Source organism: Algibacter lectus, from assembly GCF_004368925.1.
In the GTDB taxonomy this organism is placed as follows: Bacteria; Bacteroidota; Bacteroidia; order Flavobacteriales; family Flavobacteriaceae; genus Algibacter; species Algibacter lectus.
In genome coordinates this window covers 103,314-116,487 of the sequence record NZ_SORL01000013.1, presented here as the reverse complement: position 1 = coordinate 116,487, position 13,174 = coordinate 103,314, and the positions used below count along the sequence as shown (strand labels likewise).

The 13,174-nt window shown below is 33.4% G+C and carries 18 protein-coding genes; all 18 read right to left on the bottom strand.

What is annotated here, in order from left to right; translation table 11 throughout:
- Nucleotides 1–2: 2 nt before the first annotated feature.
- The 18 genes from ctlX to rplF all read right to left on the bottom strand — a co-directional run bounded on the left by ctlX (nucleotide 3) and on the right by rplF (nucleotide 13,171).
- A complete protein-coding gene (gene ctlX / locus DFQ06_RS17750; protein ID WP_042505208.1) occupies nucleotides 3–938 on the bottom strand; it encodes a citrulline utilization hydrolase CtlX in 936 nt (311 codons plus the stop codon).
- A 40-nt stretch (nucleotides 939–978) separates the two neighbouring features.
- Complete coding sequence (locus DFQ06_RS17745; protein ID WP_133969174.1) at nucleotides 979–1,893, bottom strand: dimethylarginine dimethylaminohydrolase family protein; 915 nt, start codon at nucleotides 1,891–1,893, stop codon at nucleotides 979–981.
- A 69-nt stretch (nucleotides 1,894–1,962) separates the two neighbouring features.
- The gene (locus DFQ06_RS17740) at nucleotides 1,963–3,249 is read right to left on the bottom strand and encodes a citrate synthase (RefSeq protein WP_042505209.1); all 1,287 of its coding nucleotides are present in this window, start codon (nucleotides 3,247–3,249) and stop codon (nucleotides 1,963–1,965) included.
- A 172-nt stretch (nucleotides 3,250–3,421) separates the two neighbouring features.
- Nucleotides 3,422–4,714 carry a phosphopyruvate hydratase gene (gene eno / locus DFQ06_RS17735; RefSeq protein WP_042499166.1) on the bottom strand — a complete coding sequence of 431 codons (1,293 nt, stop codon included), beginning with the start codon at nucleotides 4,712–4,714 and terminating at the stop codon, nucleotides 3,422–3,424.
- A gap of 155 nt (nucleotides 4,715–4,869) precedes the next feature.
- The gene (gene carA, locus DFQ06_RS17730) at nucleotides 4,870–5,976 is read right to left on the bottom strand and encodes a glutamine-hydrolyzing carbamoyl-phosphate synthase small subunit (RefSeq protein ID WP_042499164.1); all 1,107 of its coding nucleotides are present in this window, start codon (nucleotides 5,974–5,976) and stop codon (nucleotides 4,870–4,872) included.
- 110 nt (nucleotides 5,977–6,086) lie between these two features.
- Nucleotides 6,087–6,557, bottom strand: coding sequence for a 50S ribosomal protein L17 (rplQ, locus tag DFQ06_RS17725; RefSeq protein WP_042499162.1), 471 nt, complete (start codon nucleotides 6,555–6,557; stop codon nucleotides 6,087–6,089).
- Nucleotides 6,558–6,615: 58 nt separating this feature from the next.
- A complete protein-coding gene (locus DFQ06_RS17720; RefSeq protein ID WP_042505212.1) occupies nucleotides 6,616–7,608 on the bottom strand; it encodes a DNA-directed RNA polymerase subunit alpha in 993 nt (330 codons plus the stop codon).
- A 94-nt stretch (nucleotides 7,609–7,702) separates the two neighbouring features.
- Entirely contained in the window at nucleotides 7,703–8,308 is a 606-nt protein-coding gene (gene rpsD, locus DFQ06_RS17715) for a 30S ribosomal protein S4 (RefSeq protein WP_042499160.1), read from the bottom strand.
- Between the two features lie 192 nt (nucleotides 8,309–8,500).
- On the bottom strand, nucleotides 8,501–8,884 hold the full coding sequence (rpsK, locus tag DFQ06_RS17710) for a 30S ribosomal protein S11 (protein ID WP_042499157.1): 384 nt from the start codon (nucleotides 8,882–8,884) through the stop codon (nucleotides 8,501–8,503).
- A gap of 99 nt (nucleotides 8,885–8,983) precedes the next feature.
- Nucleotides 8,984–9,358, bottom strand: coding sequence for a 30S ribosomal protein S13 (gene rpsM, locus DFQ06_RS17705; RefSeq protein WP_042499155.1), 375 nt, complete (start codon nucleotides 9,356–9,358; stop codon nucleotides 8,984–8,986).
- 2 nt (nucleotides 9,359–9,360) lie between these two features.
- On the bottom strand, nucleotides 9,361–9,477 hold the full coding sequence (gene ykgO, locus DFQ06_RS17700; RefSeq protein WP_013305171.1) for a type B 50S ribosomal protein L36: 117 nt from the start codon (nucleotides 9,475–9,477) through the stop codon (nucleotides 9,361–9,363).
- Nucleotides 9,478–9,487: 10 nt separating this feature from the next.
- Nucleotides 9,488–9,703, bottom strand: a complete 216-nt coding sequence (infA, locus tag DFQ06_RS17695) for a translation initiation factor IF-1 (protein ID WP_007094967.1) — start codon at nucleotides 9,701–9,703, stop codon at nucleotides 9,488–9,490.
- Between the two features lie 8 nt (nucleotides 9,704–9,711).
- Complete coding sequence (gene secY / locus DFQ06_RS17690; protein WP_074938996.1) at nucleotides 9,712–11,058, bottom strand: preprotein translocase subunit SecY; 1,347 nt, start codon at nucleotides 11,056–11,058, stop codon at nucleotides 9,712–9,714.
- Between the two features lie 14 nt (nucleotides 11,059–11,072).
- Entirely contained in the window at nucleotides 11,073–11,525 is a 453-nt protein-coding gene (gene rplO, locus DFQ06_RS17685; protein WP_042499153.1) for a 50S ribosomal protein L15, read from the bottom strand.
- Between the two features lie 11 nt (nucleotides 11,526–11,536).
- Nucleotides 11,537–11,719 carry a 50S ribosomal protein L30 gene (gene rpmD, locus DFQ06_RS17680; protein ID WP_042499151.1) on the bottom strand — a complete coding sequence of 61 codons (183 nt, stop codon included), beginning with the start codon at nucleotides 11,717–11,719 and terminating at the stop codon, nucleotides 11,537–11,539.
- 11 nt (nucleotides 11,720–11,730) lie between these two features.
- On the bottom strand, nucleotides 11,731–12,255 hold the full coding sequence (gene rpsE, locus DFQ06_RS17675; RefSeq protein ID WP_042499149.1) for a 30S ribosomal protein S5: 525 nt from the start codon (nucleotides 12,253–12,255) through the stop codon (nucleotides 11,731–11,733).
- A gap of 6 nt (nucleotides 12,256–12,261) precedes the next feature.
- Nucleotides 12,262–12,618 carry a 50S ribosomal protein L18 gene (gene rplR, locus DFQ06_RS17670; protein ID WP_042499147.1) on the bottom strand — a complete coding sequence of 119 codons (357 nt, stop codon included), beginning with the start codon at nucleotides 12,616–12,618 and terminating at the stop codon, nucleotides 12,262–12,264.
- A gap of 10 nt (nucleotides 12,619–12,628) precedes the next feature.
- The gene (gene rplF, locus DFQ06_RS17665; protein WP_042499145.1) at nucleotides 12,629–13,171 is read right to left on the bottom strand and encodes a 50S ribosomal protein L6; all 543 of its coding nucleotides are present in this window, start codon (nucleotides 13,169–13,171) and stop codon (nucleotides 12,629–12,631) included.
- Nucleotides 13,172–13,174: the final 3 nt, after the last annotated feature.

Below are 13,174 nucleotides of genomic sequence, written 5' to 3'. Positions count from 1 at the left end.
AACTAAGCTTTTGGTAGAAATACTTCGGCCATCATGCAGCGTGCACTACCACCTCCACAAAATTCTATAGTACTTAAAGAACTCGATAGTATTTTAGTATGTTGTTCTATAGTATTTATTTGTTGTTTTGTTAAGCTATCAAAAGCCGACTGACTCATTATTAAATACGAAGTATCATCACTTCCTTTTACCTGAAGCATATTGCCCGCAAAATTATTGACCTGATCTTCCGTAATATCAATAATGGTTTTTCCGTCTTCTTTTAAATGCTTTAACACATTTTTGCGTTCCTTTTTATCATCAATACTGCTTAAACAAATTACCGCAAAAGTTTCACCAACACACATCATTACATTTGTATGATAAATAGCTTTTCTTTCTCCTTCAACAGTTTGATTTGCGTTAAAAATAACAGGGAAAAACTCAAAGTCTTCGCAGAATTCTATAAATAAATCTTCATCTGCTCTTGGAGATAACGCACAATAAGCCTTACGATTTACACGATCTAAAATTACACTTCCAGTTCCTTCTAAAAAAATATCTTCATCTTCCGCCGTTGTATAATCTATAACGTTATTTATTACAAATCCATTTTCTTCGAGAGTTTCCAAAATATCTTCACGACGCTCTACACGACGGTTTTCGGCAAACATAGGGTATAAACCAACATTCCCGTTTTCGTGAAATGACACCCAGTTATTAGGAAAAATAGAGTCTGGCGTATCAGTATCCTCTGTATCATTAACCACAATTACGTTTACCCCAATGTTTCTTAACTTATCAACATAAGTATCGAATTCCTGCTGTGCTTTTGCATTAACCGTTTTAGGTAAAGTATTTTCTAAATCCTTTTGATAATAATTATTTACAGCCGTTTGCTCATTCATCCTAAAATTAACCGGACGAATCATTAAAATTGTATTTGTAGTTTGTTGCATAATGTATTACAAAAGTATTATTAAATATATAGTTGAAAATTTAATCTCTAATTAAAGGCATGGTTGTACAGCGCAACAAACCTTCTTGTTTACTTATTTCGGCATAAGGAACTTCTTCAACAGTGAAGCCTTCAGACCTTAACCAAGTATTTAAACGTGTGAAGTTTTTTTCTGAAATAATAACATCTTCGGAAATTGAAAAAACATTACTATTCATTTGATACATTTCATCTTTAGTGATTTCAAAAACGTTATCCTTTCCGAAGAAATCGACTAACCATTGGTATTCTTTTTGAACTAAAAAACCATTTTTATGAATGATAGCTTTTCCTTTTCCTATTGGTTGAAAACAACAATCTAAATGCAGAGCGTTTTCTTTGGCATTAGTATTTGATTTTCTAAGCTCGAAAGATTTTACTGTTTTTTCTGGAAACAATTCTTGTATGGCAATAACAGCATCCATATTGGTGCGCGCTGTAATTAAATCCGGATAATCTTCACCAGAATATGTACCAATAAAAATATAATCGTTCCACGGCATCACATCTCCCCCCTCAACATGGCAATCTTCTGGTAGAATAATTCTATTATTTACATCTATTTGATCGCAGATATATTGAATAGCTTCTACCTCTTCTTCTCTATCTGGTAAAATATTAGCTCTTATTATTTTATCTTCAATTACAAAAGCAATATCTCTAGAGAAAATTTGGTTACAATTTTCAATAACTTCTGGGCGATAAACTTTTACATCGTACTTTTTAAAAACCTCTAAAACGGCATCCATTTCAGTAATCATATCAGCTTCTTTTGGATAAGTACCAGATAATACATGCTCCACACTTTTAGGGTCATAACAATCTTCTACAGCCGGTATAGGGCCATTACTTTTAGCTGTTCCTAAAATAACAGCGCGAAGTCTAGATGTTTCGTTTTTAATATTAAGTTTTATCATGTTGTAAATATAAAAAAGGTCTATAACAATTAAGTTATAGACCTTTCTTTATTTTTATAAAACACTATTTTATCTTTCCTCTAAAGGTTTAAAACCTCTTAAAGTTTCACCTACATATAACTGTCTTGGACGACCAATTGGTTCTTTCTTTAAACGCATTTCACGCCATTGCGCTATCCATCCTGGTAAACGACCTAATGCAAACATTACTGTAAACATATCTGTTGGGATCCCCATACCTCTGTATATAATTCCTGAATAGAAATCTACGTTCGGGTATAATTTTCTATCAACGAAATACGGATCTTCTAAAGCCTCTTTTTCAAGACCTTTAGCGATATCTAAAATAGGATCTTCTACTCCTAAGTCTCCTAATACTTCATCGGCAGCAACTTTAATTATTTTTGCACGTGGATCGAAGTTTTTATAAACACGGTGACCAAAGCCCATTAAACGGAAAGGATCTTCCTTGTCTTTAGCTTTTGCCATATATTTTTTAGTATCTCCACCATCTGCTTTAATACCTTCAAGCATTTCTAAAACTGCTTGGTTAGCTCCCCCATGAAGTGGTCCCCAAAGTGCAGAAATACCAGCAGAAATAGAAGCAAATAATCCGGCATGAGATGAACCAACAATTCTTACTGTGGATGTAGAACAGTTTTGCTCATGATCTGCATGTAAGATTAATAATTTATCTAAGGCATTTACTAATATTTTGCTTTGAGTATACTCCTCGTTAGGTTCTTTAAACATCATTTTTAAGATGTTCTCAACATAACCTAAATTTTTATCTCCGTAATCAAGTGGTAATCCACTCTTTTTACGCATTGTCCATGCTACTAAAACAGGGAATTTACCTAAAAGACGTACTACAGATTGGTACATATCTTCTTCAGAATCTACATTAACACAACTTGGGTTAAAAGCTGTTAATGCACTTGTTAAAGATGATAACACGCCCATTGGGTGTGCTGATTTAGGAAATGCATCCAAAATTTTATGAACATCCTCGTCAACTATTGAGTTTTTCTTGATATCATCGTGAAACTTATCAAGTTGAGCCTTATTAGGAAGCTCTCCAAAGATTAAAAGAAATGCTACCTCTAAGAAGTCTGCTTTTTCAGCCAACTCTTCAATAGAATACCCTCTGTATCTCAAGATACCTTTTTCACCATCTAAAAATGTAATAGCACTCTCACACGATCCTGTATTTTTATAACCTGGGTCTATTGTTGTTACACCACCAGTAACGCTTCTAAGCGTTTTAATATCCATGGCTACTTCATTTTCTGTTCCTGTTACTAACGGGAACTCGTGTTTTTTGCCGTTTATTTCTAGTATAGCTTTATCTGACATAATTTTTTAAAAAAGTTTTAATTTAAGTTGCGCTAATTTACAAAATATCTATTTATTTATTTGAGAATATCGCAAACGATTTCGTCGATTTAAGAATTATTAACATCTATAGGAAATAAAAAAGCGATTATTAAAAAATAATCGCTTTTTACTTATAAACTTAAAATGAAGTTTACTTTATTTTGAATGCATTTTCTTGAGGAAAATAAGCTACTTCACCTAATTCTTCTTCAATACGAAGTAATTGGTTGTATTTAGCCATACGATCACTACGAGACGCAGATCCTGTTTTAATTTGTCCTGTGTTTAATGCTACTGCTAAATCTGCAATAGTGTTATCTTCGGTTTCACCAGAACGGTGAGACATTACAGAAGTGTAACCAGCATTGTGTGCCATATTTACAGCTGCAATAGTTTCAGTTAAGGTTCCAATTTGGTTTACTTTAATTAAAATTGAATTTGCAATACCTTCTTTAATACCACGAGATAAGCGCTCTACGTTAGTTACAAATAAATCATCACCAACTAATTGAACTTTATCACCAACTAATTCAGTTAGGTATTTCCAACCTTCCCAATCGTTTTCATCCATACCATCTTCAATAGAGATAATTGGATATTTAGATACTAATTCAGCTAAATATTCTGCTTGTTCTTTAGAAGTTCTTACAACTCCAGAATCACCTTCGAATTTTTTATAATCGTACTGTCCGTTTTCAAAAAATTCAGCAGAAGCACAATCTAATGCGATTTTTACTTCTTCGCCATATTTGTAACCAGCATTTTCAACAGCTTTTGCAATAGTTTCTAAAGCGTCTTCTGTTCCTCCTGCTAGGTTTGGAGCAAAACCACCTTCATCACCAACAGCAGTACTTAAACCTCTATCGTGTAATACTTTTTTAAGGTTATGGAAAATTTCCGTTCCCATTTGCATAGCGTGTGTAAAGTTTTTAGCTTTTACAGGCATAATCATAAACTCTTGAAATGCAATTGGAGCATCACTATGAGAACCACCGTTAATAATGTTCATCATTGGTAATGGTAACGTATTAGCAGAAACACCACCTACGTAGCGGTATAAAGGTAAACCTAACTCTCCTGCTGCTGCTTTAGCTACTGCTAAAGACACACCTAAAATAGCATTGGCTCCTAGTTTAGATTTGTTTGGAGTTCCGTCTAACTCAATCATAATCTTATCGATTAGATTTTGTTCGAATACAGAAACACCTAATAATTCTTGAGCAATAATAGAATTTACATTGTCAACGGCTTTTAAAACACCTTTGCCCATGTAAGCATCACCACCATCTCTTAACTCAACGGCTTCATGTTCTCCTGTTGATGCTCCTGATGGTACAGCAGCTCTTCCTAAAACATCATTTTCTGTTACAACATCTACTTCAACAGTAGGATTTCCTCTAGAATCTAAAATTTGTCTAGCGTGAATATTAATTATTATGCTCATAATTTTGTTTATTTTAATCTTTTAATTATTTCAAATTTACGGTTAAATCTTGTTATTTTTTATATGTTTTAGAAGAAATTTGTAAAAACATATCTACAACGTTTTAGTAAAAGAAAACCCCAAATAATCGGTTGACTATTTGAGGTTTCTTAAAATTATTTATTCTTAATGTTTTCGATAAACTGATCGAAAAGATAATCTGAATCGTGTGGTCCTGGACTTGCTTCAGGATGGTATTGTACAGAAAAACAGTTTTTATTTTTCATTGCCAAACCAGCTACTGTATCATCATTTAAATGTACGTGTGTAATTTCTAAATCGGCATTTGCTTCAGCCTCTTCTCTATTAACAGCAAAACCATGATTTTGAGAGGTTACTTCTCCTTTACCTGTTTTAATATTCTTTACAGGATGGTTAATTCCTCTATGTCCATTATGCATTTTATATGTAGATACTCCGTTTGCCAAAGCAATGACTTGGTGTCCAAGACAAATACCAAATAAAGGTAAGTCTCTTTTTATAATTTCTTTAGCAACTTCTTGAGCTTCTACTAAAGGTTCTGGATCTCCAGGCCCATTAGACAAGAAATAACCATCGGGATTAAAAGCTTCCAACTCTTCAAATTTAGCATTATAAGGAAAGACTTTTATGTAAGCATCTCTTTTTGCTATATTTCTAAGGATGTTCTTTTTGATACCAATGTCTAAAGCTGCTACTTTATAAGTTGCGTTTTCATCTCCAAAGAAATAAGGTTCTTTAGTAGAAACTTTAGAAGCTAACTCTAAACCTTCCATTTTAGGCTGCTCTGCTAATTGTTTTTTTAAACCTTCAACATTATCTACATCGGTGGAAATAACCGCATTCATAGCTCCGTTGTCACGAATATAACTTACTAAGGCACGTGTATCTACATCAGATATAGCTAGAAGATTATTCTTATCTAAAAACTCCTCTAATGAGCCATCAGAGTCATCTCTAGAATACTCGTAACTAAAGTTTTTAACAATAAGTCCAGCAATTTTAATAGAGTCAGACTCCACTTCATTCTTATTAGTACCATAATTACCAATATGTGCATTGGTGGCAACCATTAATTGACCATAGTACGATGGATCTGTAAAAATTTCTTGATAACCGGTCATTCCAGTATTAAAACATACTTCTCCAAATGCAGTGCCTTGCTTGTTTGCAACTGCCTTACCGTAAAAAATGGTACCATCGGCTAATAGAATGATGGCTTTTTGTCTTTTTTGATATTTCATATAGTTGAGATAAAATTCCTTACATAAGGAACAAAAGTTTTACAAATTTGCGCAAAAAAAAGGATAAACTAAAATAGTTTATCCTTAATATATTAAATGCTTATTAACATTTATTCTTCTTCGTTTGATGCTTGAGTTTCAACAGGCGCAGCAGCTGGCTTAGAACCACCTCTTCTACTTCTTCTTGTTGTTTTCTTCTTAGCTTTATCAGCGTTATAAATCTCGTTATAATCAACAAGCTCTATCATTGCCATATCAGCGTTATCACCTAAACGATTTCCAAGTTTAATAATTCTTGTATATCCACCTGGTCTGTCACCAATTTTAGCAGCAACATCTCTGAATAATTCTGCTACAGCTTCCTTCTGTCTTAAACGAGCCATCACAATACGTCTGTTATGTGTTGTATCTTCTTTAGACTTAGTAATCATTGGCTCAACAAATTGTTTTAAAGCTTTTGCTTTTGCAACCGTTGTATTAATACGTTTGTGCTCTATTAGAGAACAAGCCATATTAGCTAACATTGATTTTCTGTGGGCAGTTTTTCTACCTAAGTGGTTTATTTTTTTTCCGTGTCTCATGACATTTGTGTTATCATCTTGCTACTAAACTCGACATCGAGGAGCAAAATATGATTAATTAATCTTTATCTAATTTATATTTACTTAAGTCCATTCCGAAGTTTAAACCTTTAACATTTACAAGCTCTTCTAGTTCAGTTAAAGACTTCTTACCGAAGTTTCTGAATTTCATTAAATCATTTTTATTGAAAGATACTAAGTCACCTAAAGTATCTACTTCAGCAGCTTTTAAACAATTAAGAGCACGAACCGATAAATCCATATCGATTAACTTAGTTTTAAGTAACTGACGCATGTGAAGAGATTCCTCATCATAAGTTTCAGTTTGTGCAATTTCATCAGCTTCTAATGTGATACGCTCATCAGAGAATAACATGAAGTGGTGAATTAATGTTTTAGCGCCCTCCGTTAAAGCGTCTTGTGGAGTAATTGATCCATCAGTAATGATTTCAAAAACTAATTTTTCATAATCAGTTTTCTGCTCAACACGATAGTTTTCAATACTATACTTAACATTCTTTATTGGCGTGTAAATTGAATCAGTAAAAATAGTTCCAATTGGTGCAGAAGCTTTCTTATTTTCTTCAGCAGGAACATATCCTCTACCTTTTTCAATTGTAATTTCCATATTGAAATTAACTTTTGGGTCTAAGTTACAGATTACTAATTCTGTATTTAATACTTGGAAACCAGAAATAAACTTCTGAAAATCACCAGCTGTAATTTTATCTTGACCAGAAATTGAAATAGAGATAGACTCGTTATCAATATCTTCAATTTGTCTTTTAAAACGAGCTTGTTTTAAGTTTAAGATGATTTCTGTTACATCTTCCACTACTCCAGCAATTGCTGAAAACTCATGATCTACACCTTCTATTCTAACAGACGTGATAGCAAAACCTTCTAAAGAAGATAATAAAACTCTTCTAAGTGCATTACCTACTGTTAGACCGTAACCTGGTTCTAATGGTCTGAATTCGAATTTACCTTCGAAATCAGTAGAATCAATCATGATTACTTTATCAGGTTTCTGAAAATTAAATACTGCCATATTGTTCTTCGTTTTAATTGTTATTTAGTTGCGCGATTTAAAAGTATGAAGAAGACTAATAAATCCTTTGGCTAAATACCAATATAATTAATTATTATTTAGAGTATAATTCGACGATGAATTGCTCGTTGATGTTTTCTGGAATTTGGATTCTAGCAGGAACAGAAACATAAGTACCTTGCATAGTAGCCGTATTCCAAGTAATCCATTCGAATACTTGACTTGAGTTTGAAAGAGACCTATCGATCGCTTCAAGTGATTTAGACTTTTCTCTAACAGCAACAACATCTCCAGCTTTTAATGAATAAGAAGGTATATTTACCAATTCACCATTAACCGTAATATGTCTGTGAGATACTAATTGTCTAGCAGCACTTCTTGTTGGAGCAATTCCCATTCTAAATACTACATTGTCTAATCTAGACTCGCAAAGTTGTAATAAAACCTCACCTGTAATACCTTGAGCAGCCCTTGCTTTCTTAAATAAACCTCTAAATTGACGCTCTAAAATACCATAAGTATATTTAGCTTTTTGTTTTTCCATTAATTGGATTGCGTATTCAGATTTTTTTCCACGACGTCTAGCGTTTCCGTGTTGTCCTGGAGGATAATTTCTTTTTTCAAAAGATTTATCTTCTCCAAAAATTGCCTCGCCAAATTTACGAGCTATTTTAGTTTTAGGACCAGTATATCTTGCCATAATAAATTGTTTTTAAGAGTGATTATGAATTAAGGTCTTAATCTTATCCTTCGATAATCGTTGATCTCCCGTATTGATACTTGTTAATAATTTCAGTTTGCAAATTTACACAAAAAATTAATACCACCTACATACGAGGTGATATTAATTTTTTATACTTGCTTCATTTAAAGCACGCTATTTAAAACGTGATTAAACTCTTCTTCTTTTTGGAGGACGACATCCATTATGTGGTAATGGTGTAACATCAATAATTTCTGTTACTTCAATACCTGCATTATGAATAGAACGAATAGCAGATTCTCTACCATTTCCAGGTCCTTTAACATAAACCTTTACCTTCTTTAAACCAGCTTCAGTTGCTACGCCTGCAGCATCTTCAGCAGCTAATTGAGCTGCATAAGGTGTGTTTTTTTTCGACCCTCTAAATCCCATTTTACCAGCAGAAGACCAAGAAATTACGTCTCCTTTTTTGTTGGTAAGTGAAATAATGATGTTATTGAAAGAAGCTGTAACGTGAGCTTCTCCAACTGCATCAACAATAACTTTACGTTTTTTTGTGCTTGTTTTTGCCATTTTCTTTTAGCTTTTAGTTTTAGTGATAGTCGCTAGAATCCTAAACTATTATAATTTCAAACAGATTCCTTCCAACGTCTAAATACCAAAGACTAATTATTATTTAGTTGCCTTTTTCTTGTTAGCAACAGTTTTTCTTCTACCTTTTCTGGTTCTAGAGTTGTTCTTAGTACGTTGCCCTCTTAATGGAAGACCAGATCTATGACGAATACCTCTGTAACATCCAATATCCATTAATCGCTTAATGTTTAATTGAGTTTCAGAACGTAATTCACCTTCAATTGTAAATGTTCCAACAGCATCACGAATGGCTGCTATTTGGTCATCATTCCAATCTTGAACTTTAATACTTTCATCAACTTTAGCTTCAGCTAAAATCTCTTTTGATCTACTTCTACCTACTCCGTAGATATAAGTTAAGGAAATTACTCCTCTTTTGTTTTTCGGTATGTCTACACCTGCAATTCTTGCCATAATTACCCTTGTCTTTGTTTAAATCTAGGATTCTTTTTGTTTATCACGTAAAGTCTGCCTTTTCTGCGCACGATCTTGCAATCTGCACTTCTCTTTTTAACTGATGCTCTTACTTTCATCGTATTCGTATTAGTATCTATAAGTTATTCGAGCCTTAGTTAAATCATAAGGACTCATTTCTAATTTCACTTTATCACCTGGTAATAACTTAATGTAATGCATACGCATTTTACCAGAGATGTGTGCTGTCACAATGTGACCGTTTTCTAATTCCACTCGGAACATCGCATTAGATAATGCTTCTATAATTGTTCCGTCTTGCTCTATTGCTGCTTGTTTTGCCATAGTATATATTAAGCTACTGCTTTTCTATTTTTACCTGTCTTCATCAAACCATCATAATGTCTATTTAACAAATAAGAATTTATTTGTTGCATAGTATCAATTGCAACACCAACCATAATTAATAATGATGTTCCTCCGAAAAATAAAGCCCAACCTTGTTGTACTCCCATAAGTTTAACAATAAACGCCGGAAATACAGCTAATAGAGCTAAAAATATAGAACCTGGTAAGGTAATTTGAGACATTATTTTATCTAAGTATTCAGATGTTTCAGATCCTGGACGTATACCCGGGATAAATCCACCGCTACGTTTTAAATCGTCTGCCATCTTGTTTGTTGGAACGGTAATTGCAGTATAAAAATATGTAAACACAATAATTAATAAAGCAAATGTAACATTGTACCAAAAACCGAATATATCAGAATAATTAGTTTGCATCCATATTCCGGTTGCAGTTTCTTTTAAGAATGAAGAACCACCAATTAAACTAGGAACAAACATTATCGCTTGAGCAAATATAATTGGCATTACACCAGATGCATTAAGCTTTAACGGAATATATTGTCTTGATCCAGCCATTGCAGCTTTTTCATAACCTCCTGTTGCTGTTCTTCTAGCATATTGTACGGCAATTTTTCTAACTCCCATAACCAACATAATAGAACCAAGGATAATTACAAACCAAATTACTAATTCAAAAAGAATAAGCATTACATTATTACCTTCTAATCTAGTAGCGGCATTTTGTAAAAACACTTGTGGTAATCTTGCGATAATACCAACCATAATTAAAAGAGATATACCATTACCAATACCTTTATCTGTAATTTTCTCTCCTAGCCACATAGCGAATATACAACCAGTAACTAAAATTGATACAGATGAAAAATAAAATAATGGACCTTGCCCTAGTAAGAATGCGCTTTCAGGAATACCTAAAGCTGGTAAACTAGCTAAATATCCAGGCGCTTGTAACAAACAAATTGCTATTGTTAACCAACGCGTAATTTGAGTGATTTTCTTTTGACCACTTGCGCCTTCCTTTTGAAGCTTTTGCAAATAAGGAATTGCAATCCCCATTAACTGAACAACAATAGAAGCCGAAATGTAAGGCATGATACCTAAAGCAAATACCGAAGCATTAGCAAAAGCACCACCAGTAAAGGCATTAAGAATCCCTAATATTCCACTATCTGTTTTATCAGCTAAACTACCTAATAGCGTAGCATCAATTCCAGGTAAAACTATTTGAGCTCCAAAACGATAAACTAATAACAGACTTAATGTAATAAGAATTCTGTTTCTTAGTTCCTCTATTTTCCAAACATTTTTTAACGATTCTATAAATTTCATACTTAAAATAAGTCTTATAAAGTTACAGCTTCTCCTCCAGCAGCTTCAATAGCAGCTTTTGCTGAAGCAGTAAACTTATGAGCAGTTACTTTTAATTTTGCTTTCAATTCTCCACGTCCTAAGATCTTAACTAAATCGTTCTTATCTACTAAACGGTTTGTGAATAATGTTTCAAAATCAACTGTACCTTCAATTTTCTTGTCATCAACCAATTGTTGCAAAGTATCTAAATTGATACCTTGGTGCTCAATACGGTTAATATTTGTAAAACCAAATTTAGGAACACGTCTTTGAAGAGGCATTTGACCTCCTTCAAAACCTAATTTCTTAGAATATCCAGAACGAGATTTAGCACCTTTGTGACCACGTGTAGCAGTCCCACCTTTACCAGAACCTTGTCCACGACCTATTCTTTTTCCTTGATTTTTTACTGAACCTTCTGCAGGTTTTAAATTACTTAAATCCATTTTCAGTTATATTATTTTGTTTCTTCAACAGAAACTAAATGTGAAACTTTAGCAACCATACCAAGAATATTTGGTGTAGCTTCATGCTCTTTTACCTGACCAATCTTTTTAAGACCAAGAGCTTCTAAAGTTCTTTTTTGTCTTAGCGTACGATTGATTGCGCTTTTAACCTTTGTTACTTTAATTTTTGCCATCTCTGTCGTTATTAAGCGTTAAAAACTTGTTGAAGTGAAATACCTCTGTCTCTTGCAATGGCATTCGCATCTCTTAATTGTAATAAAGCATCAAAAGTTGCTTTTACTACGTTATGAGGGTTTGAAGATCCTTGAGATTTAGATAATACATCGTGAATACCAACGGCCTCTAATACTGTACGTACAGCACCACCAGCAATTACACCTGTACCAGGAGCAGCAGGAATAATATTTACTCTTGCTCCACCAAATTTACCTTTTTGTTCGTGAGGTAAAGTTCCTTTAATGATAGGGATTCTAACTAGGTTTTTCTTAGCATCTTCAACAGCTTTTGCAATTGCACTAGCTACATCTTTAGATTTACCTAAACCTTGTCCTACAACACCAGCTTCATCACCAACCACAACGATTGCCGAAAAACCAAATGCTCTACCACCTTTAGTTACTTTAGTAACCCTTTGCACACCAACTAAACGATCCTTAAGATCTAATCCACCTGGTTTTACTAATTCTGCGCTTTTATATTTTTTGAACATAATTTCTTAAAATTTAAGTCCTGCGGCTCTAGCGCCATCAGCTAATGATTTAATTCTTCCGTGGTATAAATATCCACCTCTATCAAAAGCAATAGTTTCAACACCCGCTTTTAAAGCTTTTTCTCCTAATGCCTTACCAACTAGTTCAGCGATTTCAGATTTATTACCTTTTGCAGCACTTATGTCTTTATCTCTAGAAGAAGAAGATGCTATCGTTTTACCGTTTACATCATCAACTACCTGAGCATAAATTTCTTTATTACTTCTATAAACAGCTAATCTAGGTCTAGCTTCTGTTCCAGAAACTACCTTGCGAATTCTGTTTTTTATTCTTAGTCGTCTTTCGTTCTTTGTCAATGCCATAACTAAATTATTATGCTGATTTACCAGCTTTTCTTCTTAATACTTCACCAACAAACTTCACACCTTTTCCTTTATAAGGCTCTGGTGGTCTAAATCCACGTATCTTAGCAGCTACTTGACCAACTAATTGTTTATCGAATGACGTTAATTTTATAATTGGGTTTTTTCCTTTTTCTGAAACTGTTTCAACCTTTACTTCTGGAGCAATATCTAAAACAATGTTATGAGAAAATCCTAAGGCAAGGTCTAATTTTTGTCCTTGGTTTGATGCTCTATAACCTACACCAACTAATTCTAATTCTTTAGTCCAACCTTTAGATACACCTTCTACCATGTTATTCATTAAAGATCTGTATAAACCATGTTTGGCTTTTTGATCTTTCGAATCTGAAGAACGTGCTACCATCACATTACCATCTTCTACTTTAATTTCAATAGAATCGTAATTTTGTGTTAATTCACCTAATTTTCCCTTTACAGTTACTACGTTATCTTTAACGTCAACTGTTACACCTTCTGGAATGGCTACTGGATTATTTCCTATTCTTGACATTTC